Annotated in this window: 21 protein-coding genes; 13 read left to right on the top strand and 8 right to left on the bottom strand. The window is 74.0% G+C overall.

Annotated elements, in window-relative coordinates; translation table 11 throughout:
- The first annotated feature begins 193 nt into the window (after positions 1–193).
- From ACYVJE_RS02245 to ACYVJE_RS02290, 10 genes are all read left to right on the top strand, one after another.
- Positions 194–898, top strand: a complete 705-nt coding sequence (locus ACYVJE_RS02245; protein ID WP_461143026.1) for a DUF4232 domain-containing protein — start codon at positions 194–196, stop codon at positions 896–898.
- A 131-nt stretch (positions 899–1029) separates the two neighbouring features.
- The gene (locus tag ACYVJE_RS02250) at positions 1030–1365 is read left to right on the top strand and encodes a PRC-barrel domain-containing protein (protein WP_461143027.1); all 336 of its coding nucleotides are present in this window, start codon (positions 1030–1032) and stop codon (positions 1363–1365) included.
- A 47-nt stretch (positions 1366–1412) separates the two neighbouring features.
- The gene (locus tag ACYVJE_RS02255; RefSeq protein ID WP_461143028.1) at positions 1413–1844 is read left to right on the top strand and encodes a hypothetical protein; all 432 of its coding nucleotides are present in this window, start codon (positions 1413–1415) and stop codon (positions 1842–1844) included.
- Between the two features lie 262 nt (positions 1845–2106).
- Complete coding sequence (locus ACYVJE_RS02260) at positions 2107–2367, top strand: hypothetical protein (protein ID WP_459158191.1); 261 nt, start codon at positions 2107–2109, stop codon at positions 2365–2367.
- Positions 2364–2615 (top strand): hypothetical protein, encoded by a 252-nt coding sequence (locus ACYVJE_RS02265; RefSeq protein ID WP_461143029.1) that lies wholly within the window; start codon positions 2364–2366, stop codon positions 2613–2615. The genes ACYVJE_RS02260 and ACYVJE_RS02265 overlap by 4 nt, the downstream gene beginning before the upstream one ends.
- Positions 2616–2768: 153 nt before the next feature.
- On the top strand, positions 2769–5783 hold the full coding sequence (locus ACYVJE_RS02270) for an FtsK/SpoIIIE domain-containing protein (protein ID WP_461143030.1): 3015 nt from the start codon (positions 2769–2771) through the stop codon (positions 5781–5783).
- Positions 5780–6160 carry a hypothetical protein gene (locus ACYVJE_RS02275; RefSeq protein ID WP_461143031.1) on the top strand — a complete coding sequence of 127 codons (381 nt, stop codon included), beginning with the start codon at positions 5780–5782 and terminating at the stop codon, positions 6158–6160. Before ACYVJE_RS02270 ends, ACYVJE_RS02275 begins: the two co-directional genes overlap by 4 nt.
- A gap of 45 nt (positions 6161–6205) precedes the next feature.
- Positions 6206–6976, top strand: a complete 771-nt coding sequence (locus ACYVJE_RS02280) for a GNAT family N-acetyltransferase (RefSeq protein WP_461143032.1) — start codon at positions 6206–6208, stop codon at positions 6974–6976.
- Between the two features lie 108 nt (positions 6977–7084).
- On the top strand, positions 7085–8656 hold the full coding sequence (locus ACYVJE_RS02285; protein WP_461143154.1) for an FAD-dependent oxidoreductase: 1572 nt from the start codon (positions 7085–7087) through the stop codon (positions 8654–8656).
- A 41-nt stretch (positions 8657–8697) separates the two neighbouring features.
- Positions 8698–10173 carry a diguanylate cyclase domain-containing protein gene (locus ACYVJE_RS02290; protein ID WP_461143033.1) on the top strand — a complete coding sequence of 492 codons (1476 nt, stop codon included), beginning with the start codon at positions 8698–8700 and terminating at the stop codon, positions 10171–10173.
- A 768-nt stretch (positions 10174–10941) separates the two neighbouring features.
- On the opposite strand, the gene ACYVJE_RS02295 is transcribed toward ACYVJE_RS02290, so the two are convergent.
- The 4 genes from ACYVJE_RS02295 to ACYVJE_RS02310 form a co-directional block, all read right to left on the bottom strand.
- On the bottom strand, positions 10942–11139 hold the full coding sequence (locus ACYVJE_RS02295; RefSeq protein ID WP_461143034.1) for a DUF397 domain-containing protein: 198 nt from the start codon (positions 11137–11139) through the stop codon (positions 10942–10944).
- Positions 11136–11993 (bottom strand): helix-turn-helix domain-containing protein, encoded by an 858-nt coding sequence (locus ACYVJE_RS02300; RefSeq protein WP_461143035.1) that lies wholly within the window; start codon positions 11991–11993, stop codon positions 11136–11138. The genes ACYVJE_RS02295 and ACYVJE_RS02300 overlap by 4 nt, the downstream gene beginning before the upstream one ends.
- A 222-nt stretch (positions 11994–12215) precedes the next feature.
- Positions 12216–12407: a DUF397 domain-containing protein gene (locus ACYVJE_RS02305; RefSeq protein WP_461143036.1), complete on the bottom strand. Its 192-nt coding sequence runs from the start codon at positions 12405–12407 to the stop codon at positions 12216–12218.
- On the bottom strand, positions 12404–13249 hold the full coding sequence (locus ACYVJE_RS02310) for a helix-turn-helix domain-containing protein (RefSeq protein ID WP_461143037.1): 846 nt from the start codon (positions 13247–13249) through the stop codon (positions 12404–12406). The genes ACYVJE_RS02305 and ACYVJE_RS02310 overlap by 4 nt, the downstream gene beginning before the upstream one ends.
- A gap of 97 nt (positions 13250–13346) precedes the next feature.
- Here ACYVJE_RS02310 and ACYVJE_RS02315 point away from each other — a divergent pair, with 97 nt between their 5' ends.
- Complete coding sequence (locus ACYVJE_RS02315) at positions 13347–13796, top strand: zinc finger protein (RefSeq protein ID WP_461143038.1); 450 nt, start codon at positions 13347–13349, stop codon at positions 13794–13796.
- On the top strand, positions 13793–14308 hold the full coding sequence (locus ACYVJE_RS02320) for a hypothetical protein (RefSeq protein ID WP_461143039.1): 516 nt from the start codon (positions 13793–13795) through the stop codon (positions 14306–14308). The genes ACYVJE_RS02315 and ACYVJE_RS02320 overlap by 4 nt, the downstream gene beginning before the upstream one ends.
- A gap of 1227 nt (positions 14309–15535) precedes the next feature.
- Here ACYVJE_RS02320 and ACYVJE_RS02325 read toward each other — a convergent pair.
- From ACYVJE_RS02325 to ACYVJE_RS02340, 4 genes are all read right to left on the bottom strand, one after another.
- Complete coding sequence (locus tag ACYVJE_RS02325; RefSeq protein ID WP_459158180.1) at positions 15536–16432, bottom strand: arylamine N-acetyltransferase family protein; 897 nt, start codon at positions 16430–16432, stop codon at positions 15536–15538.
- Between the two features lie 427 nt (positions 16433–16859).
- On the bottom strand, positions 16860–18164 hold the full coding sequence (locus tag ACYVJE_RS02330; RefSeq protein WP_459158179.1) for a citrate synthase: 1305 nt from the start codon (positions 18162–18164) through the stop codon (positions 16860–16862).
- A 408-nt stretch (positions 18165–18572) separates the two neighbouring features.
- Positions 18573–19508, bottom strand: a complete 936-nt coding sequence (locus tag ACYVJE_RS02335; RefSeq protein WP_459158178.1) for a carbohydrate kinase family protein — start codon at positions 19506–19508, stop codon at positions 18573–18575.
- 52 nt (positions 19509–19560) lie between these two features.
- Positions 19561–20595 (bottom strand): aldose 1-epimerase family protein, encoded by a 1035-nt coding sequence (locus ACYVJE_RS02340; RefSeq protein WP_461143040.1) that lies wholly within the window; start codon positions 20593–20595, stop codon positions 19561–19563.
- Between the two features lie 587 nt (positions 20596–21182).
- Between ACYVJE_RS02340 and ACYVJE_RS02345 the strand changes: the two genes are divergently transcribed.
- Positions 21183–22835, top strand: a complete 1653-nt coding sequence (locus tag ACYVJE_RS02345; protein ID WP_461143041.1) for a BCCT family transporter — start codon at positions 21183–21185, stop codon at positions 22833–22835.
- Positions 22836–22902: the final 67 nt, after the last annotated feature.

Consider the following 22902-nt stretch of genomic DNA (forward strand, 5'->3'; position numbering starts at 1 on the left):
CCGCGGACAACGCGGACCTTCGGATCACGGCGGACAAATGTGGTCCAACCGGGTGAGGGGCGCGATTTTCTCGCTGCGCTCGGCAACCCGGACGCGAGTCGCACGTCCCCCGGTGAGAGAACGGATGCGCACCCCGCCACATGGGGGAGTTTGAGAGGTGGTTCCGGTGAAACCGCGACTCAGGAAAGCGAGCGTGCGCCTGCTGCCCGCCACGGGTGCGGTCCTCGCGCTGGCGCTGAGCGGCTGCGGCACGGCCGCGGATTCGGACGGCGCGGCGGCCCCCGCACCGGCGCCCGAGGGCGCGCCCGTCACCGACGGCGCCGAGGGAGCACCCGGCAACACGGCACCCGACGACGCAGCACCCGGGGACGGCGGCGCGGACGGCTCCTCGACGACCGAGGGCCCCGGGGCGGGAACCGGCACAGCAACGCCCTCCTCGCCCGGAACGACGACCTCCGGCCCGACGAGCAGCGACGAGCAGGGGGTCGGGCGCTGCCACACCTCGATGCTGTCGGGAGAGCTGCGGCCGAGCGGGGCCGGCGCGGGCCAGCGCTACGCGGAGCTGACGCTGACCAACACCAGCGGGGAGACCTGCAACCTGTACGGCTACGGCGGGCTCGAGCTCGTCGGCGAGCACGGGCAGGCGCTGCCCACCCGGGTGGAGCGCACGGGCGACCCGGAGCCGCGGCTGATCACGCTGGCCCCGGACGAATCGGCGAGTTCCACGCTGCACTGGACCGTCGTGCCGACCGGGGACGAGCCGGTGCACGGCCCGTGCGCCCCGGACCCGACGCACGCGAACGTGATCCCGCCGGACGAGACGGACTCGCTGGTGGTGTCGTGGCCGGCCGGGCCCGTCTGCGGCCACGGGGAGATCGACGCGGGTGCCTACCGCTGAGCGGAGGAGTTCCTGCTGGCGGACGAGCCGCGGAGCGGCTTACCCGATGGGGTGAGGCGTGTCCCTTGCGCGGTTGCGGTCTTGCGCTCTCCCGGTGAGCGTGAAGTCCCAGCCACCAGGAGGGACTGCCGATGAAGGACGTCCAGCGCGCCCAGGACCTGATCGGCGTGGCCGTCTTCGACCACGCGGGCAACCGCCTCGGCCGGGTCGTCAACGTCTACGTCGACGACGAGACGCTCCGGCCCGAGTGGATCACCGTGCGCAGCGGCGTGCTCGGCCTGCGCGAGACGTTCGTGCCGCTCGACGGCGCCACCACCGCGGAGGACCGCCTCGACGTGCCGTTCACGCGCGGGGACGTGCGCAACGCGCCGCGCGTGACCGCCGCGAGCGGCCACCTGTCCGATGCCGACGGCCGCGACCTGTTCGCGCACTACGGGCTGCTGCCGGAGTCGGCCGAGGAGGCCTGACGAGCCCGGCCGGTCACGCGGTGCGCGGGTGCGAGAATGCACGCACCATGGTTGATGCGGGAGTTCCCGGCTCCGGAGCGTCCGGGGCCGAATCGCCCGGCTCCGGGCCGCACTGCGAGATCACGGCCGTCGTCGGCGCGGAGAGCGCGTCGGCGGCGGTGGACGCCTGCTCCGCGCTGGCGGAGCTGCTCTCCGGCGAGGTCGCCGGGGCGGTGGACTGCTCCGCGGAGGAGCCGGGCTGCTGGGCGGTGACGATCCGCCGCGCGGGCGCCGCGTCGTCCGGTGCGCAGCCGGCGGAGGTCACGCTCTCCGGCGCGGTGCGGCGCATGCTGCGCGCGCTCGGCGCGCCCCTCGCGCGCGGGCAGGTGCACTGCGCCCCGCCGACGGCCTGGGCCGTGCTGGAGCACCCGGAGCTGCTCGCCGAGCTCGTCCCGGGCGGTGAGCGCCTCCTGCTCGAAGCCCATTCGGATCCACTGTAGACGGGCCGGCGCCGGCGCGAGAACCGCCACCACGGCGGCCTTCCGCGCCGCAGCGGAGGCTGCCGCCACCGGCGGGGAGGCCGAGCGCCGTGCCGCACCGCCGAGATTCCCGGGCTGCTGAGACCGCCGGGGCGCCGAGACGCTAGGGTGCGATCACGAAGTTGATCGCACCCCGCCGCCGGTGCACGCGCGGCGCGGTCGCTGCGGTCGCGAATCCGAAGAATTTCGCGTTTTCGCGCGTCCCGGGAGGGCCGAAGAGCACATGGCAGGCGTGGAAGAGGTTCGCGCGGGCATCGCCCTGGCCAACCAGAAGGCCGCGGAAGCGGTCGCGGCCGTGCAGCAGGCCTCGCAGACCCTGGAAGAGGCGCAGCAAGCCCTCGCCGTGGCCACCCAGGGCACCGCGCAGGAGGACGTCCAGCACGCCTACGGCATGCTCGCCGAGGCGCAGCAGAACCTCACCGGTGCCACCGGCACGATCAACGCCGGCATCACCACCGCGGAGAGCTACGCGGGACGGCTGTGAACGGCGTCGGCGAGCTCGTCCGCGCGCTCATCTCGGTGGAGGAGCAACTGGCCCGGGTCGGGGCCGAGCTGGGCAGGGGGCGCACCGCGCTCGGCGAGGCCGTCGCCGCCCTGGCGCGCATCGACCCGGACCACCCGGAGACCGCGGTGCCACCGGGACTGCACCGCGCGGACGACCAGATCGAACGCACCAGCCAGGCGGTCGAGCGGGTCCGCGAAACGATCGCCGCCTTCCGCTCCTCGTTGTAGTGCGGAACTCCGCAGCGCGGAACCCCCGCGCGCCCCTGCGGGGCGTCCGCCGCAGGGGGCGGGCGCTGCGGGAACGTGCCGGTCGCGCGAGAAGGCACGTTCCACGATCGTGGTAATTTGATCACTGCCCGTAACCCAGTGTCGAGGTGCTCCGTGCGCAAACGCGACGAGCGGCGCCGCCGCATCGAGCAGGCCTTCGCGCGGCTGCGCGCGAGCGTGGCCACCGCGCTGGGCGCCGCCGAGCAGGAGCACGCGCGCCGCAGGCAGGACGTGGCCCGCGAGGAGTCGGCCCTGCGCATCGCCCAGCACGGCGTGGCCGCCGCCTACCGCGACCCGGGTGCCGCCAGCACCGGGCGCGGACCGGCCTTCGACGCGGCGCTGCGGGCCGCGCTGGAGGAGCGCGCCGAGATCTACCGCGACTGGCAGGCCGCGCCGCAGCAGCTGTCCGAGCTGGTGGCCTCCGCCGCCCCGGGCGCGGCCGGTGCGCCGTGGTCGGACTGGCTGGGCACGCCCGGCACGGCGGGGGCCACCGAACCACCCGAGCTGTGGCGCATCGGCACCGCCTCGGTGCCGGACTCGCCCGCGCCGGAGCCGTTCCCGGCCGCGGTGCCGCTGCTGGACGAGTCGCACCTGCGCGTCACGAGCACCGCGCAGACGCGGGAGACCGCGGAAGCGCTGGTGCAGAACCTCCTGCTGCGCGTGGTCGGCCACTTCCAACCGGGGCTGGTGCGCGTGCACGTCTGGGACATCGGCCAGTTCACCGGCACCCTGCCCGGCCTGTACCCGCTGACGCGGGCCGAGCTGCTCACCGCGCACGACCCGACGCGGCTGGACGAGATGCTCCAGGTGCTGTCCGACCAGATCCGCCGCATCCACACCTCCGCCCTGCTCGGCGGGCACACCTCGCTGCGCTCGCTGGCCGCCGAGACGGGTCACCGGCAGGAGCCGTGGCGGATCGCGGTGCTGTTCGGCACCGGCGAGCCGCTGCAGGAGGAGCAGCAGCGGCAGCTGCAGCGCATCGCCCGCAACGGCCTGGCCTGCGGCATCCAGCTGATCACCGTGGACCTGCCGCTGACGGTGCACAGCCCGCTGGAGTCGGTCACCCTGCTGGAGTCGGACCGGGCGCGCAGCAGCACGACCGGTTCGGAAGCCGTGGTGCGCCCGGACGAGTCCCCGCCGCACGCGGAGGTGCTGCGCGCCTGCGACGCGATCGCCGAGGCGCACCTGGCCCGGCGCGCCCGGGTGCGCACGTTCGCCGACCTGGCACCGGAGCGGACGTGGGCGCAGGACTCGACGGCGGGCCTGTCCGCACCCGTGGGTTTCGACGCGGGCGAGCCGGTGCGCATCACCCTCGGCGACGCCAGCCCGCACATGCTCGTGGGCGGGCCGAGCGGTTCGGGCAAGACGAACTTCCTGTTCGGCATGCTCGGCAGCCTCGCCGCCCGCTACTCGCCCGACGAGCTGGAGCTGTACCTGCTGGACTTCAAGGAGGGCGTGTCGTTCGCCCAGTGCACGCCCGGGCGGCGCGAGCCCAGCTGGCTTCCGCACGCCCGCCTGGTCGGGGTGAACGTCAACACCGACCGCGAGTTCGGCCTGGCGCTGCTGCGGTTCCTCGCCGACGAGATGCGCCGCCGCGCGGACGCGGCCAAGGAGCACGAGGTCACCAAGCTGGAGGAGCTGCGCGCGGCCGATCCGCAGGGCCGGTGGCCGCGCATCGTCGCGGTCATCGACGAGTTCCAGTACCTCTTCGCCGGGCGCGACCACGTCTCGGCGCAGGCCACGAGCCTGCTGGAGGACGTGGCGCGGCGCGGCCGCTCGCAGGGCATCCACCTGGTGCTGGCCAGCCAGGACGTCTCCGGCATCGAGGCGTTCTGGGGCAAGCCGGCGATCTTCGAGCAGTTCATCCTGCGGGTGGCGCTGCCGAAGGCCCGGCGGGTGCTGGCCGAGCAGAACAACGCGGCGATGGAGCTGCCCCGCTGGCACGCGGTGGTCAACCACGAGTCGGGCGTGCGCTACGGCGACGAGCCCGCCCGCGTCCCGGACGCCACGGCCCGGGGCACGTTCGACCGGCTGCAGCGCGAGCTGTGGGAGCAGCGGGCTCCGGGCAGCACACCGCCGCGGCTGTTCGACGGGTCCGTGCTGCCGCGCCTGTCCGACGCGCTGCCGCAAGCTCCCGCCCAGGCGGGCGCAGAGGGCGCGCCGCGGGCGCTGCTGGGGCAGGTCATCGACGTCGCGGGCACGCCCGTGTCGGTCCCGCTGGACCGCTCGCCGGGCCGGCACGTCGCCGTGATCGGCTCCGCCCGGGTGGACGCGGTGAACGCGCTGGGCACCGCGGTCCTGTCGCTGGTGCGTGCGCACCGGCCGGGGCGGGCGCGGTTCACCTTCGGGTGCTTCCTCGACGACGCCGCCCCGCGGGTGCGCGCGCTGGCGGCGGCCGCGGCCGCGGCGGGCCACGAGGTGCGCACCGCGCACCTCGACGAGGCCGCGTCGACGGTCACCGAGCTGGCGCAGCAGCTGGACGAGCAGACCAGCAGCACCCAGCAGCCCAGCACCCAGCGGAGCAGCGCCGACACCCACCCCGCCGACGCCCGCAGCGCCGACGCCCACTACGTGGTGCTGTTCGGGGTGGACGCGGCGCACACCGCGCTGGAGCGCAAGGACCAGACGATGACCAGCGGGATGGACCGGCTGCGCGCTCTCCTGCGGCACGGCCCGGAGGCCCGGGTGCACGTGCTCGGCTGGTGGCGCAGCGCCCAGCGCGTCAAGCACACCCTGGGCATGACCGGATCGGCGGATGACCTGGGCGCGTGGGTGGCGTTCGACGCCCACGGGCAGGAGCTGACCCAGTTCGCCGCGGGGCAGGTGGTCAACTGGGCGCCGCGGGCGCGGCGCGGTTTGTTCTTCGACCGCTCGGCGCACGCCCGGCCGGAGGTGGTGCTGCCGTTCGAGCTGGACGACCTGCTCGAGGAGGCGGCAGAACCGGGCGGCGCGTCCGGCAGCGCGGAGGGGTCCGGATCCCCGGAGGCGGACGACCCCGCAGGTGCAGCCGGCTCCCCGGAGGCGGACGGCGCCTCGCCGGGGGCCGGCGCGGCCGGACCGGACGACGCGGGTGCTGTGCTGGCGGACCGCGGCGCGGATGCCGACGGGCTCGCAGGAGGTGCGCGATGAACGGCGAGGTCCCCGCCGCGATCCGGTACAAGGAGCTGACCGCGCTGGCCGCGACGGCGGCGGAGCAGCTGCGGCGGCACGAGAACGCCCGCGCCGCGGAGCTGGAGGAGGCCGCGGCCGACGCGTCCCGCCGCATCGACGAGGCCGATGCGCAGCTGGAGCAGGTGCGCGCGGACGCGCGCAAGCGCTGGAACGCCGCCCTGGAGGCGCTGTGGCACGAACGCTGGTTCCAGGTGGACGGCGGGATGCCCGAGCCGGATCCGCAGGCCCCGCCGCAGTCCGCCGAGGAGTCGCGGCGGGCGGTGCAGGAGGCGCTGCTGGAGCTGCACGAGGCGACGGCGAAGCAGAAGCGGCGGTGGAAACGCGGCAGGACGTGAGCCGCGCTACACCGTTGCCGGGCCCGCTCGGTGCATGATCGGAGCATGCACCAGTTGTCCAGCTTCGAGGCGGTGCGCGCGGCCACCGACGAGCCCCTGCTGCGGTGGGCCGCCCAGGCGCTGACCCCGGACTACCCGCACGCGGCGGGGTCCGCGTGGCAGCACGGCGGCGCGGTCGCCGTGCACGCCCCGGACCTCAGCCGCAACGACCGGTTGGCCTGCACCGGGCCGCCCGACGACGTGGCGGAGCTGCTGTCGTCGGTCGTGCCCGACCTGCCGGGCGAGCGGCTGCGGCCGCTCGCGGCCACTCCCCTGGCGCACCAGGTCGCCACCCGGCTGGAGCTCGAGGTGCGCGCGACGTTCGGCTGGATGGACCTGGTCGCCGACGCGCCGGCGCAGGACGCAGGCGCGGCGCGGTGGTTGACCGCGGACGAGGAGGACGAGGTCACCGCCCTGCTGCAGACCGCGAACCCCCGTTCGTACCTGTTCCCGGGCGATCCGGGCGCGCGCCGGTGGGCCGGGATCCGCGACGAGGACGGCGTGCTGGTCGCCGCGGGCGCGGACTCGTGGCCCGCCCCGGACGTCCGCTTCCTCTCCGGTGTGGCGACGCATCCGGAGCGGCGCGGCCGCGGCCTGTCCACCGCGCTGTGCGCGTTCCTCACGCGGGAGCTCGCCCGCGAGGGGCGGGTGGCGCTGATGGTGGACGCGGACAACCCGGCGGCGCTGAAGGTCTACCGGCGGCTCGGCTTCGACTACCGCGCCGTGACGGCGCTGGCCGCGCCGGTGCGGTCGCGGCACCCCCAAGAGGTCGGGTGAGCTCGGAGGTGTGAGCCACGGTGGGGTGGTTTCCCGTGCGGCCGCCCCGCGGTGCGGGCGGCGGTTCGGGTTGCGTCGCGCGGCCCGAGTGAACACCGTGCTGGCGTGATGCCCGCCACCCCGCTGCCCGCCGGTTCGCTGCGCGCCACGTCGTTGAACGCGGCGCGCCGGCGCCGGGAGGTCGCCGAGGCGGCCGAGGGCACGGCCGACGTGCTCGTCGTCGGCGGCGGCACGACCGGGGCCGCGTGCGCGTTGGACGCGGCCGCGCGCGGCCTGCGCGTCACCCTGGTGGAGCAGGGCGATCTGGCGTCCGGGGCCTCGGGGCTGCTCGGCGACACCGCCGACCCGTCCGAGGTGCTCTCGGCCGAGCCCGGACGGGGGTGGGCGCCGATCGGCGAGCCGCACCCGTGGCGGCTGCCGGCGGCCGCGGCGGTGCGGGCGGCCGCGCGCCGCTCCGCGGTGCACCCGCTGCGCGATCCGCTCGCGCACCCGCTGCGCGCGGTGGGGCGCGTGCTGCCGCTGACCGGGGAGGTCCCGCGGCACCGCGAGGCGTCGTGGGCGGCGCAGTTGCACGCCCGCGACGCGGTGCTGCGCGGCACCGGGCGTGCGGCGCTGCCCCGGTCGCGGCGGCTGTCGCGGGCGGGCGCGCTCGCGCTCGTGCCGGGGCTGCGCGCGGACGCGCGCGGGGGGCTGCTGTGGTTCGCCGCCCGCCCGGTCGACGAGACCCGCCTGGTGGTGGCGCTGGCCCGCACCGCCGCGGGTTTCGGCGCGCGCGTGCTCACCCGGGTGCGCGCCGAGCGGGTGCACCCCGGTGGCGCCGCGGCGGTGGACGTCTCCGCGGGTGGGGCGCTGCAGCTGCGGGCCCGCGCCGTGGTCAACGCTTCCGGCGGCTGGATGTCCGAAGTGGACTCCACTGCGGCGGTTCCGCTGTTCCGGCGGCACGGCCTGCTCGTCGACGCGGAAGCGCTCGGCATCGCCGAAACGGGGCTGCTCGCACCGGTTTCCGACGACGGCAGGTTCGTCTCCGCGGTGCCGTCGGCGGACGGCGGCGCGTGGCTGGAACCGTGCGATTTCCCGCTCGCGGAGGAGCCGGCGCTGCCGGGGACGATCGACGCGGCGGTGGCGGCCCTGGCTGGGGTGCTGGCGCACCCGCCGGGGCGGGGCGCGGTGCTCGGCGCGGCCACCGCCCCGGTCGCCGGGTCTCCGGCCGGGCGCGCGGAGAGCGGGGCGTGGTGCGCCGAGTCCGGGGTGATCGCGGCGCCCGGCGGTGCGGCACCGGTGCGGGAGCGCGCCTCGGCGGCGATCGACCTGGCGGTGCGGCACGGCGAGCTGCACGCGGGTCCGTCGCGGACCGCCGCCGTGCCGCTAGTGGGTTCGGCCCCGCCGGCGTACCTCGCCGAGTCGGGCGCTTCGCCGCGCCTGCTCGCCAAGTACGGGGCCGAGGCGGCGCGGCTGGCCGCGCTGGCGGAGCTCGACCCGGACCTGGCCGATCCCGTCGCGCCGGGAGTGCCGGTGACGGCCGCCGAGGTCGTGTGGGCCGTGCGGCACGAGGGCGCACTGCGCAGCGACGACGTGCTGCGCCGCAGGGCGGGGTCCGGGCTGGGGCCCGACCAGCGCGAGCGCGCGCACCCGGCGGTCGAGGACCTGGTGCGGCGCGCGCGCGAGGGCGTCGACGGGTAGTAGTTGTGCACGTGCAGCGCCCCGGCAACGAGGTTGCAGATATGACCGCGAAGCAGCGATGGTCCCGCGCGGTGGCCGGTGTGGTCCTCGCGGACTTCGCCGTCGTCCTCCTGGTGGTGGCGGCTCCGGTGGACAGCGCGGTCCGCCACCTCGTGGCCGATGCGACCAGCCTGGTGGGGGCCGCTGCCGCCGTCGCCGCTTTCGCCTGGACCGGGTGGCGCGCAGCGGGCGAGGAGCGGCGGTGGCGGTGGCTGATGGCCCTGGCGCTCTTCCTGTGGCTCCCGGCCCACGCCTCGTGGACGTGGTACCGCAGCGTGGACCCGAACCTGTTTCCGAACGCCGCGAACGCGCTCTACTTCGGGATGCCCCTCTTCGCCTTCTTCGCCCTGCTCCGCATGGTGAAGGGGGACCGCGCTGCGGCCCGGGAGCACGGGTTGGTGCCGTCGCGCGCGGTCGGCGTGCTCGACGGGCTCATCATCGTGGGCAGCCTGCTGACCCTGAGCTGGGGGATCGCGCTCGAGGCCATCAGCAACCCCGGCAACGTCCGCGTGGACAGGCTGCTCGTGGTGGCTTCGTACACCGCGGCGGACCTGGTGCTGATCGCCGTGGCGATCCTGTTCGCGATGACCTTGCACAGCGTGCTGCGTCCCCCGTTGGCGTGGCTGGTGGCGGGCCTGCTCGCCATCGGGTTCTCCCACGTGTTCTACCTCTACGCGATCAGCAGCGCGATGCTGGCCCCGCCGCTGGCCGACGTGGGGTACGCGAGCGGGCCGGTGCTGTTCCTGGTGGCCGCGCTCGTCCCCGACCGCCGGTCCCTGCGGCGGACCCCGCGCGTACCGCTGCTGCTGCTGCCGTACGTCCCGCTGGCCGCGGTGTGCGCGTTCACGCTGTTCAACACCGTCTCGACGGGGGATCCGCCGGCCAGCGCGGTGTACTTCCTCGTCGGCATCGTGGCGCTGGTCGTGTTACGGGAGCTCGTGAGCCTGCGCCAGCTGTACATCGCCCAGCAGCAGCTGGCCTACCAGGCCACGCACGACCCGCTCACCGGCGTCTCCAACCGGGCCCTCCTGCTGTCCCAGCTGAACAGGGAACTGCCGCAGGAGCAGCCGCGGTCGCACGACCTCGCGCTGCTCTACGTCGACCTCGACCACTTCAAGGAGATCAACGACACCCTGGGGCACGGGGCCGGGGACGCCGTGCTGCGCACGGTCGCGGAGCGGCTCACCACCTGCGTCCGGAGCACGGACACGCTCGCGCGCATCGGCGGTGACGAGTTCGTCGTCCTCCTCAACCCGGCGCCCGCGAACCCGCAGGACTTCGCCCGGCGCATCCGGGACGTCTTCCACGAGTCCGGCGACGTCGTCGACGACTCCTCGCGGGCGATCGGCGTCAGCCTCGGGTACGTGCTGCTGAACGCCGAGGACACGCCGGACCAGGCGCTCACCCGGGCGGACGCGGCCATGTACCGGGCGAAGCACAGCGAGAGCGGCATCAGCATCGAGCAGCAGCGCCCCTGACGCCGCAGCGCCCGGCCCTGGTGCTCGCCCCTGCCGGTTCTCCGGCGGTCCACGTCGGCATCCCGCGTGCTGCGTTGCGGGCAGAAGTCGGCTCGCCACCCGATGGGCAGCGCCCGGGTGCGGCAGGTGGTGTCCCCGGTCTGGTGCAGTCCCTCGGCTGTGCGCTGTTCTGCGGCCCTGAGATGCAGCAAGCCGGGATCACCGCGGAGCAGACGCGGAACTCCGTCCAGGAGCCGCCCGAGCCGGCCGATCCGCTGAGCCCGCCGCCGGCGGCGCAGAACCACACCACCGGTGCGGCCGTCCCGCCCGGCAGCGCTCCGGGTGCGAGGGCTGGGCCCGGCACGGCCGCCACGGGGTCTTCGACGGCCGCGCCGGGTACCGCAGCGTACCCGGGAACCTCCGCGTCGAGCACGGCGAACTCGGCGAGCGCGCCCGGTGTACCGCGTGCACCGCCGGGCGACCGGGCCGCGTGGTGGTGCCGGTGTCCAAGGTCGCACAGGCCGGATCCGGCGAGTACGGCGGCGGTTCCGCTTCGGAGCACGATGGCCGAGTGGGATTCAGAAGCTACTGATTCGCACTGCTGTCAACTCGGCGGGTTCTCCCCTTCCCAGGTACTTCCCGAGAACGATGCCAGATCGAGGGACTGCCCGACGAGTTCGTTGCCGCCGTTCGCATCCGGCGGGAAGGCCGGGACTTTCTCCGAGTAGCCGCCAGCACCACCCTTGCTGGGCCCTCCCGATGACCGGAATTGCGAGGCACCGAGGCAACTCAGCGGTCCAGGGCACCGGACTTGAGCGAACCCAAGAAACTCACCCACTGCGCGGAGCCCACCGCGATGTGGCCGGCCTCCCGGTTCTTCGTGTCCCGCACCGCAGCGCCACCGGGGACACGACCGACCTCGACGCAGGCGGTTTGTTGCGAGGAGTACCGGGACTTGCGCCAGTCGCGTGGCTGTGCGTGGTTCACGAGCTCTCCTCCATCTCGGTTGCCAGCTTGTCCAGCAGTTCCGCGGATTCATCGGTGGGCAGCGCCGTTTCCCGCAGCCACCGCGCTGCTTCGCGGTGAACGTGCACGTCTCCGGGACTGCTGAGGAACGCGTCGGAGCTGAGCGTCTCGACGTGCACGACCGGGTCCGCCTTGTCGAACTCGAACAGCAGGAACTGCCCGACGTGCGCCGGTGTCCACGCACCACGCGCACTGAGCAGGACGTGCACGTCGACGTTCGGCCGCTCAGCGATGTCGACGAGTTGTCGCAGCTGATCGGCCATGACGCCGGGAGGGCCGATGGGTTCGCGGAGCGCCCACTCGCCGATGATCGCGGTCACGTGGGGTGCGTCCCGGCGGGTCAGCACCTCCCGTCGACCGATGCGCATGGCGACGTGCGCTTCCACGTCGTCAGCGGCCACCCAGCCCGACATGGCCGCGCGGGCGTAGTCCGCGGTCTGCATCGGCCCGGGGACCAGCATCGGCGCCACGTCGACGATGTTCGTCGCGGTGCGCTCCAGTTCGAGCAACGTCTTCAGGTCCGCGTCGACGTTGCTGCGACGCGGTTTCACCGAGTTCGCCGTCTCCGTGGCTTCCCGCGCCGATGTGGCCAACCGTTCGCGCTCCTCCTCCGGCAGGCCGTACGCGGTGAGCAGGGCGGTGATCGTTTCCGGAGCCGGGGTCTGGTCGCCGGTCTCGTACCGCGCGTACTTGGAGTGGTGACCACCGAGTCGTTCAGCGACCTCGCGCACGGTGAGCCCCGCGTTCTCCCGGTGCTCGCGGAGCTCCGCTCCGAGGGCTCGAATGCGCGGGGATACCTTCCTGCTGCGGGCCATGCGCCAAGTCTAGGGACACGAGCAATTGTCGCGCCCCAAGATCACCTGCCGGTGTGATTGCCCATGTCGTGCACGACAAATACTCTGTGCGGAACAGGCATGATCAACGCGACAGGCAGCGGACGCCGGAGAGGCAAGGTGATGTGTTCACGGGGTCGTTCCGACTCACCGCCGCGAACCGCTCGGAGGCGAACGCACGGGCACCACACGCACCCACGAGGTTCAGCGGTCGAACGCGCCGGACTTGAGCGAACGTAAGAAGTTTGCCCACTGCGCCGACGCCACCGCGATGTGTCCAGCACCGCGGTTCTTCGTGTCCCGCACCGCAGAGCCGCCTGCGACACGGCCGACCTCGACGCAGTTCGTCTGGTACCCGCTGTAACTGGACTTGCGCCAGTTCCCGGGAGTCGTCACGACACGCCCTCCTTCTCCGTTGTCATACCGGCGATGAACTCCGCGGACTCCACCTCGGACAAGGAGACGGCGCGCAGTCGGTCCACGCCGTCCTGATACGCCCGCACATCGGAGGAATCCGTGACCGTCGCGCTGGCCCGGTAGTGCTCCAGGTGCACCACGGGTTGCGCCGCGTCCGACTCCAACAGCACGAACAGGCCTTCCGTCGCCGCGGTGTAGCCCGTGCCGAACGGGACCACCTGCACCACGACGTTCTCCTGCTCGTTCCACGCGAGCAGTTCCCGCAACTGCTCGTCCATGACATCCGCCGCGCACGGCGGGTTGCGCAGCGCGGCCTCACCGATGAACGCGTGCAGCTGCGCCGGGCGGTTGCGCCGCGTCAGGACCTCGCGCCGTCCGAGCCGGAACATCACGCGCTCCTCCGCTTCCCCGCGCGAGGCACCAGCACCGCTCATGATCGAGCGCGCGTAGTCGGCCGTCTGCAGCAGGCCTGGGATCAGCAGCGGCTCCACATCGATGATTCGCGTGGACGAGCGCTCGTACTCGGTCAGCACGGCGCGCTGGCGCTCGACGCCAGGGGACAGCCAATGGGGATCGCTGACTTCTCGAGCGAGCTCGAGCAGCGAGGCGCGTATCGACTCATCGGCGCCGAGAACGTTCAGCAGTGCCGCGACATCGTCCTCGCTCGGCGTGAGTTTGCCGTTCTCCCAGCGAGAGACGTGCGCATGCCCGCGCCCGATCTGCTGCGCCAGATAGTTGATCGTCAGCCCCGCCTCTTTGCGGAGCCGCCGCAGTTCAGCACCGAGCTGTCGAGCGCGCGGCGTGTTCGCGGTGCTGACCATACGGAGATCGTACCGATCCCCGAAAGTGTGCTTAAGTGTCACACTTCTTCATGAATAATGACTATGTTCATGAACATAGCTTCTGTTCACTCATATCATGATCATCACGCGCTCCCAACGAGGAAGAGGTGATGTGCTGATGTGGCCGCTCCCGTTCACCTGGGTGCCTGCTGAGGGGCACCGGCACGCCAGCCGTGACGACGTGCCGCCGCCGGGGCGGGAGTTCCCGCCGGACATGTCGGTGACGACCCTGTGCGGTCGGCAGGTGACCACCGCCACGGGCGAGGTGGCCTGGTTCTGGCCGACCTGCTTCGACTGCGACGAGCGCGCCCGCGCGCTCGTCGGGGTGGCCGCACGCGAGGAGCGCCGGCCCCGGCACAGCAGTGCCCAGCACAGCAGCGCCCACTACAGCAGTGCCCAGCCCCGCAGTTCCCACGACAGCAGCGCCCAGCGGAACGGTGCTGGGCAGCACGGCGCGCAGCCCGGGCAGGACACGCAGTCGGGTCACGGCGCGCGGTCCGGCCGCGGGACGGGAGGTGGCGCATGAGCCGCCGCACGGCGATGGCGGTGCTGCTGCGCCGCGGGCAGTGGCTGCTGGACGAGACGGCCTTCGAGCTCGGCGGTGGACGCTGCACGCCCGCCGAGTGCCGGGAGACCGCCCGCGCGCTGGCCGAGCTCGCCGCAGCGCTGGAGGAGTACTCCCGCGAGAACACCACCCCCGACGAGGCGGCTGCCGCTCCGCTCGACGGGGACGCGGCCCCCGTCGAGGCGGACGCGGCCCGGCTCGGCACGGGCACCACCCCGGATGACCGGGCAGAATCCCGGCTCGCAGACCTCCCGTGCACAGACCGCTGGTTCGCAGATCCCCAGCTCGCAGCGCCCCGGTCGACAGGTCCCCAGGCGAGCCCGCCCGGGCAGCACCGCTCGACAGGACCCCAGACAAACCCGTCCGCGCAGCCCCAATCGGCAGGCCCCCGGTCGGCAGGTTCCCAGGTGGGCGCTCACGCGCTCCCCGAGTCGCCGCGCACCCAGCAGGACCGGGGAGGTGCCGCGTGCTGACGACGTCCCTGCTGACCCCGCTGCTGGAACCGGCGCTGCACCTCGGAGTCGTGCTCGGAGCGGGCCTGTCCACGCTGCTGCGACTGACCCCCGTCCACCGCCTCCGCGGGCACAGCCCCCGCGCCCGCCACGCGCTGCGCACCGCGCGCCGGCACCAGCGCACCAGCGCGCACGCGCACGCCGGGGCACCTGCTGACGCCGGCACCCCTGCGAACCCGGGCAGGACCACCGGACCGCCCCGCGCGGCGCGCGGCTCACCGCAGCGGCCCCCGGGCGAGCGCCCCGCAGCACCGGGGGCCACCGGCACCGGCCGCGCTGAGAACGACCGCACCGGGCACGAACGCGCTGGGCACGAACGCGCTGGCCGCGGCGAGCACCGCCCGACCGCGGCCACCACCACGCCCACCGGCACCAGCCCCGCCCCGGCCGGAGGCAGCGCAACCGCCCCGGCCAACGGAGGCAGCGGAGCCGATCGGCGCAGGACGGGCGCGCCGGCACCGGAGCCGTCCACGGCCGCCGCACGCGCACCCCACCGGTGGCCGGCAGCGGCGGGGCCGGCGCCACGCCGCGGAACCGCGCACCCGCCAGGCCGTCCGGGCAGGCACCCCGGCAACGCCACCGGGTCCTGGCCGCAACTGCCCGTTCCGGCCGGACGCGCCGCGGGGCACGACAGCTGCGCACCCCCGGGAGCCAGCGCACCCCCGGGATCCCGGGCACGTCCGGGAACCAGCGCACCTCCGGGATCCTGCTCGACCCCGGGAGCTTGGGCGCCTCCGGAATCCCGGCACTCCCCCGGCTCGCCGGACCCCGCCCGCACGGCTCCGGCTTCCCCGGCACCGCTCCCAGCGGCAGCAGCCGCGGGCCTGACCGCGGCCCCGCGCGCGGGCGCGTCCGCCCGCGCGCACCCGCCCGAGCCGGGGCGGGGCGCCCCGCCCGCGGAACGCGCAGCTGCAGGGGCGCACCCGGCGATGCCGCTCGACCGCGCGCTGCTGGAACGCGTCCTCGCCGGCCTGCACCGCCTGTGACCCGCGCAACCACCGGCGACCACTGCACTCCCGGCGGCACCTGGAGGCGCAGTGGTCACCGGGAGCGCTCAGCCCCGCGCGGAGCTCCCCGCACGACCGGGCCGAACCGCTCAGTGAGCGCGCGGATCGGAGCTGCTCGCGTGGCCCCGCGGAGTCGCCCCCGCCCGACCCGCGACGCCAGCCACCCCGCGCGCTCCCCGACTCAGAGCTTCGCGCGCAGCGAGTCCAGCTCCTCCGCGGTGAGCTCCACGTCCAGATCCCGCAGCACGGCCCCGATCCGCTCCGGCGGGACGGTCTCGCGGTCGGTGCCACCACCGGCCCGCTCGACGATGAGCTCGTCACCGACCAGGCGCCGGAGCTCGCCCTCCTCCAGCCGCATGACGACCGGCTTGCCGGTGAACGGCGAATTCGGGTGCGTCGCGGTGTAGTGGTGGGCCACCTCGTAGTCGACGGGACGGCTCGGCCGCACGTCGGAGGCGTGCAGCGGTTCCCAGCCCCGCTCCTGCCACTTCTGCAGCGTCCACACCCCGCCGTCCTCGACCAGCCGGTGCGGCCAGCCCGCCTGGTCGACGACGGCGCCGTCGCGCAGCGGCATCGGGTGCAGCAGTCCTGCGCCGAAGCCCACGTCCGCCAGGTGCTCCCGCCCCTCGACCGTCACGACCAGCAGCATGTGCGTGAGCGGCCCCGACTTGTGCGGCTGCACCCGCGCCATGCAGCGCCGCACCCCGAAACCCAGCCGCTCCAGCACGGCCGCGAAGAGCGAGGCGTGCTCGTAGCAGTAGCCGCCCCGGGCGCGCCCGACGAGCTTGGCGGCGACCGCCGGCAGGCCGATGCCCGGGTGCCGTTCGAGCACCACGTCGATGTTCTCGAACGGGATCGTGCGGACGTGCGCCTCGTGCAGGCTCCCCAGCGCCTCGACCGAGGGAGCCACCAGCGGGTGCCCGATGCGGTCGAGGTAGGCGTCCACGTCGACCGACGCGCTGCCCCACTCGTCAGCGCTGCCCCGTTCCTCGGCGGACTCCCCGCCCTCCGCGGGGTCCCGGCCATCGGAGGATTTCCGGCCGTCGGAGGCGTCCCGGTGCTGTGCCATCGCAGTCATGGCGCGGAGCGTGGCACTTCGAGCGCGCTCGAAGTCAACGATGCGGAACCGGCCGGCGGGGCACGCCGGCGCGGCCCCGGCCGGTGCGCGCCACCAGCTCGGCACCTTCGAAGCGGCCACCGCGCTCGCGGACGAGTTCCTCACCCCGCTGCTGCGGGGCGACGGGACGCACCGGTGGGACCCCGCGACCCGCCGCTGGGCGCAGTGGGCCCAACGGTCCCGCCGACCGCACCGCGCGGGCGCGTGCGGGGCCGACCGCGCGGGCACGTGGCGAACCGCTGCGGAGCCCCGGCGCGGCCCGGCCGGACCGCCCGCCCGCACACGTGTGTCCGTGTCGGAACGCGGACGTTCCGGCACGGACACGGGAGCGGCGGCCGCGGGCGCCGGGTGGTGCCCGCAGGAGCACCACCACCGCGCCCGAAGCGGCTCAGCGCTGGTCGATCGGCACGTAGGAGCGCTGGGGGGTGCCGGTGTACACCTGGCGCGGACGGCTGATCTTGCGCGCCGGGTCGTCCAGCATCTCCCGCCAGTGGGCGATCCAGCCCGGAAGGCGGCCGAGCGCGAACAGCACCGTGAAGAACTTCGTCGGGAAGCCCATCGCCTTGTAGATCAAGCCGGTGTAGAAGTCCACGTTCGGGTAGAGGTTCCGCTCGATGAAGTACTGGTCGGACAGCGCGCGCTCCTCCAGCCGCAGGGCGATGTCCAGCAGCGGGTCGTTGGCGTTGATCTTGCCCAGCACCTCGTCGGCGGTCTTCTTGATGATCGCCGCGCGCGGGTCGTAGTTCTTGTACACGCGGTGGCCGAAGCCCATCAGCTTCACACCGGGCTCCTTGTTCTTCACCCGGTTGACGAAGGAGTCCACGTCGCCGCCGTCCGCGTGGATGTTCTCCAGCATCTCCAGCACCGCGCTGTTCGCCCCGCCGTGCAGCGGACCGAACAGGGCGTTGATGCCGGCGGAGATGCTCGCGAACAGGTTCGCCTCGGACGACCCCACCATCCGCACGGTCGACGTGGAGCAGTTCTGCTCGTGGTCGGCGTGCAGGATGAACAGCAGATCCAGCGCCCGGGCCAGCGCGGGGTCCACCTGGTACTCCTCCGCGGGCAGCCCGAACGTCATCCGCAGGAAGTTCTGGACCAGCCCCAACGAGTTGTCCGGGTACAGGAACGGCTGGCCCACGGACTTCTTGTACGCGTACGCGGCGATCGTCGGCAGCTTCGCGAGCAGCCGGACGGTGGACAGCTCCACCTGCTCGTTGTCGAACGGGTTGAGGCTGTCCTGGTAGAAGGTGGACAGCGCCGACACCGCCGAGGACAGCACCGGCATCGGGTGCGCGTCGCGCGGGAACCCGTCGAAGAACTGCTTGAGGTCCTCGTGCAGCAGGGTGTGCCGGTTGATCCGCTCGGCGAACCGCTCGTACTCCTGCTTGCTCGGCAGCTCACCGTAGATCAGCAGGTAGCTGACCTCGATGAAGTTCGACTTTCCGGCGAGTTCCTCGATCGGATACCCGCGATAGCGAAGCACCCCGGCAGCACCGTCGATATAGGTGATGTCCGAAGTGCAAGCGGCCGTGTTGCCGAAGCCCGGATCCAGCGTCACCAAGCCGGTCTGGGACAACAACTGGCCGACATCGACGCCAGGCGCCCCCTCGGTCGCCTGCTTCACCTGCATCTCGTGCTCGCCGCCACCGTAGTTCAGCGCGACGGTACGTTTGGCGGTCACGTCGTCGGGCATTCGGGAACCTCTCGCGCTCGTCGGGGTAGCCCGCTCGAGGGGCAGCACTGGCGCCGGCGACGGCCGGCGATGAGGCCACTCCGCCGTTCGTGCCGGTCGGGGGTGCCCGACCCGGGCAGCACCACCCCGTTGGGGTCCTGTCAGGTGTCACGCTAGACCCCGCGAGGCCCCTCGCGCAGCTACCACGTTTCGCCTTCGCGGCAGGTGGGACCACGATCACACCGCTTCGCGGGCCCTTCGCGGACCCGTGGCGCAGCGGGCCGCGCCGTCCGGAACCGCCCGTCGCGCCCGTCCTGACCACCCGGCGGCGGCGCGCGGAGCGGTCCCGCCGCTCGGAGCGGCCACCGGCGCACCGGTGGGTCGGGGAGCCGCCGCGCACCCGGCGCGCCCGCGTGACCACCGGTCCGCTCACCCGGCGGCGACCTCGCCCGCCCAGGGCGGTTCGGCCCCCGGCCGGGAAATCGTCACCGCCGCCGCGCGCGCCGCGAAGGCCAGCGCCCGGCGCCACGCCTCCGGCGTCATCTCCCGCACGGAACGCCTCTCCAGGGCCGCGTTGCGGTGCAGCCACCCCAGCAGCGCCGCCTGGACCGTGTCCCCCGCGCCGATCGTGTCGACCACCTCGACCTCCTCGCTCGGAACGCGGGCGAGCTCCCCGTCCTCGGTGTGCGCGGACAGCCCGTCCCCGCCCCCGGTGAGCACGATCGCCGCCGGGCCCGCCCGCCGCCACTCGGCCAGCGCGGTCTCCAGGTCGCGGTCGCCGGCGAGCCACTCGGCGTCCTCCACCGAGAGCTTCACCAGGTGCGTCACCTCCAGCCACGACTCGAACCGGGCCCGGTAGGCCTCCGGATCGGCGATGAGGCTCGCCCGGACGTTCGGGTCCAGCGCGATGAACCGGCCGCGCTCGGCCTCGGAGAACAGCACCGACTCGTAGACCGTGGCGCCCGGTTCCAGCACCATGCCGAGCGTGCCGAAGCACACCGCGGTGGTCTCCTCCGGCAGGTCGCGGGACTCGACGAACCGGGTCGCCGTGCCGTCGGTGTGGAAGCTGTAGCGCGCGGACCCGTCCTCGCCCAGCCCCACCACGGCCAGCGTCGTCGGCTCCACGCCGCGCTGCACCAGCTCGTCGCGCACCCCGGCGTCGCGGAGCCGCTCGAGGAGCTTGTCGCCGAACAGGTCGGTGGACAGGCGCGAGTAGAACGCCGTCGGCACACCGAGCCGGCCGAGTGCCACGGCGACGTTGTACGGGCCGCCGCCGAGACGCGGGTGCAGCGGTCCGAGCTCGCCCTCCGTCGTGGACGCGTCGGGCACCAGGTCGACCAGTGCCTCGCCCCCGATAACGATCACGTTTCCTCCGTTCTCCTCTCACCGAGCGGTCCGCCCGGCGCTCCGCGGACGCTCAGCACGGGCGCAGGCCCCACCGGCCGGTCCAGCGCGCACCCGCGTCCAGCTCGACGAGGTCGGTGCCCGAGTTCAGCGCGTCCGGCGGGCAGGTCATCGGCTCCACCGCCACCGCACGCCCCCGGCCCGGGTAGTCCGGGGCGGTGTAGACCTGGACCCAGCCGAACGCGGGATCGGCCCACAGTCGCACGCCACACCCGTTCGGGTCAGTCAGAGTGTGCTCAACGAGACCCGTCGCCGGGTCGGGGCGCGCACCGCCGAACGCGGTGTCCAGCTCGACCCCCTCCAGGCGGCGCCCCCGCACCAGCTCGCGCTCCTGCTCGTCCAGCGGGCGCGGATCCCCCGCGGGCAGCAGCCGCTCCGCGTCGACGGGCAGGCGCGTCCGCGCGGACAGGCGCAGCGTGCACTCGTCCGCGTCCGCTGCGCCCGCGCGCAGGAACGGGTGGACGCCGAGGCCGAGCGGGACGCCGCCGCGGCCCGCGTTGTCCACGGTGTGCGTCACCACCAGACCGGACTCTTCCAGCGCGTAGCGCACCCAGGTGATCAGCGGCACCGGCCACCCCGGCTGCACCGGCACCGCGGTCCGCAGCACCACAGTGGACTCCTCGTGCAGCACCGGCGTCCACAGCACGTGCCGGACGAGGCCGTGGATCGCGTTGCGCCGCGCCGGTTCGGTCAGCGCGAGCTGCTGCGAGCTCCCGGCGCGGCTCCAGCGCCCGTCCGCGACGCGGTTCGGCCACGGCAGGAGCACCGCGCCGGAGCAGCTCGGCGGCGGCTCGTCCGCGCCGTGGCTCTCCACGTAGGACGCGCCGTCGACCTCGAAGGCGCGCAGCCCCGCACCGAGGCCGGTAACCACGGCGCGCGCCGGACCGCGGGTGATCTCGTACTGCGGGCCGGTGGCGGGCAGGTAGCCACCCGCGGGCGGCGGTTCCGCGCCGGTGGGCGGGTGCGTGCCGGGCGGATGCATTCCGGGCGGTTCCGCGCCCGCGGGCAGGTGCGCACCCGCGGGCTGCTGGTCCTCTCGTCGCTCCACGCGGACACCCTACGAGGCGGCGCCGCTCCGGCCGGCCTCCTCGCCGCCCGACGTGCCGCGGCGCCCGCGACCGGTGAGAGCACGCGCACACCGATGCGATCGGTCACGGAACCCGCGTCCGGACGAGCCACCGGGAAGCCGCGCACCGGGGGTTCCGGCGCCTCCTCGTCCCGAAACACCGCCGCAGGAACGGCAACGGCACCAGCCGGATCCGCGTCCGGTGCCGAACCGGCCCCGTGCAGCTGGTGCGCAGGACCGGGATACGGTCCTGCGCAACGGGCACCTTTCCCGCGCTCAGGGCGGGACCGTCACCGACGACGTGGCCCCGCAGGTCGTGCTCGACCCCGACCGCCTCGAAGTGGTGCGCACCACGACGAGCGACGTGCTGCACCACCTGCTCGAACTGACCGTCCACGCAGCCGACCTGGCCGACATCGACAACGACGCGCATCCCGAACGGCTCGCGGAGAACCGTCCTCCCACCACCCTTCGCAGCACTGCGGAGCAGACCTCCGCGTTCCGGGAGAGCGCATCGACACCGACACCGTTCGCAGCGGTGGCGAGCCGGGCGGCGAAGGAGAACCCCCATGACCGATCCACCGGATCACGCCCGGAGACGCACCGACGCCCCGGTGTTGGCGATCAGCGGCGGCGCGCTCGTCGCGTTCGTGGTCGTGGCGCTGGCCGCGCCCGCCGCCACCGGCCGCGCGGTGACCGCCGCGTTCGAGTTCGCGGCGCGCTGGTTCGGTGCGCTGTGGCAAGTGCTGCTGCTGGCCACGTTCGTCCTCGCCGTCGTGCTGGCGTGCTCGCGGCTCGGGCGGGTGCGCCTGGGCGCCGGAGAGCGCCCGGAGCACGGCCGGCTCCAGTGGATATCGATGATCATGTGCACCCTGCTCGCGGGCGGCGGGGTCTTCTTCGCCGCGGGTGAGCCGCTGCAGCACTTCGTCTCACCACCGCCGCACTACGGCGGGGTCCGGCCCGGCTCGCAGGACGCCGTCAGCGCCGCGCTGGCGCAGAGCTTCACGCACTGGGGGTTCCTGGCCTGGGCGATCCTCGGGTCGCTCGGCTCGATCGTGATGCTGCGGGGCGCGGAACGCGGCATGCCGCTTCGCCCGCGAACCCTGCTCCACCCGCTGCTCGGCGAGCGCGTCTGCCACTCCCGGCTCGGGAAGGCGGTCGACATCACGTGCATCCTCGCCGTGGTGGCCGGAACGGTGGGACCGATCGGTTTCCTCGGGCTCCAGGTCTCCTACGGCATGTCGCGGGTGTTCGGAACCCCCGACAGCTACCCGGTCCAGCTGGGCGTCATCATCGCGCTCACCGCGATCGCAGTGCTGTCGGTGATCAGCGGCATCAACCGCGGGATCCAGTTCCTCAGCCGCGTCAACATCTGGCTGGCCGCCGCGTTGATGGCCGCCTTCGTCGCGCTCGGGTCCGCGGGCTTCCTGGCGGAGGCCTTCCTCGGCGGGTTCGCCCAGTACGTGCGGGACTTCGTGCCGCTGGCGCTGCACCGGGGCGATCAGCAGTGGCTGGGATCGTGGACGGTGTTCTTCTTCGGGTGGTTCCTCGGCTACGGACCGCTCATGGCGATCTTCGTGGCGCGGATCTCCCGCGGCCGCACCTTGCGCGACCTCGTGATCAGCACCTCGATCGTGCCCCCGGTCGCGACCACGCTGTGGTTCACCGTCTTCGGCGGCACGGGCATCTTCTTCGAGCAACGCACCCCCGGCGTGCTCTCGGGACCGCTCAACTCCTCCGGCGTTCCCGCAGCGGTCATCTCGATCGCCGAGCAGCTCCCGCTCGGTCGCCTGCTGGCGGTCGGCGTGCTGCTGCTGACGATCACGTTCGTGGCGACCACGACCGATTCGATGTCCTACAGCATCGCTTCCGCGAGCACGAACGACGGCGAACCCACCACCGCGGTCCGCGCGTTCTGGGCCGCGATGATGGGGTCAGCAGCGGCCGTCCTGCTCCTCGTCGGCGAGGGCGGGATCACCGCGCTGCAGCAGTTCATCGTCGTCACGGCGGTACCGGTCGGATTCATCATGCTGCCCACCCTCTGGACGGCCCCGCGCGCGGCCAGGCGCATGGCGATCGAGCAGGGAATCCTCCCCTCGCGCACCCGGAACCCACCGGGCGCGGAGCGGCCCGGTGCAGCGCACGCCGCCGAGGGTGAAGCCGCGGAACGCCAGCAGCACGGCACGAGCGCCGCCCAGCACGCCGAGTCGCCCCGGGGGTGACCCGCGGGACGCCCGGAACGCGGGGCGGTCGGGCCGGGGAAGCCGGCGGACCGGTTCGATACCGGCC

This window comes from Salinifilum aidingensis (assembly GCF_054782015.1).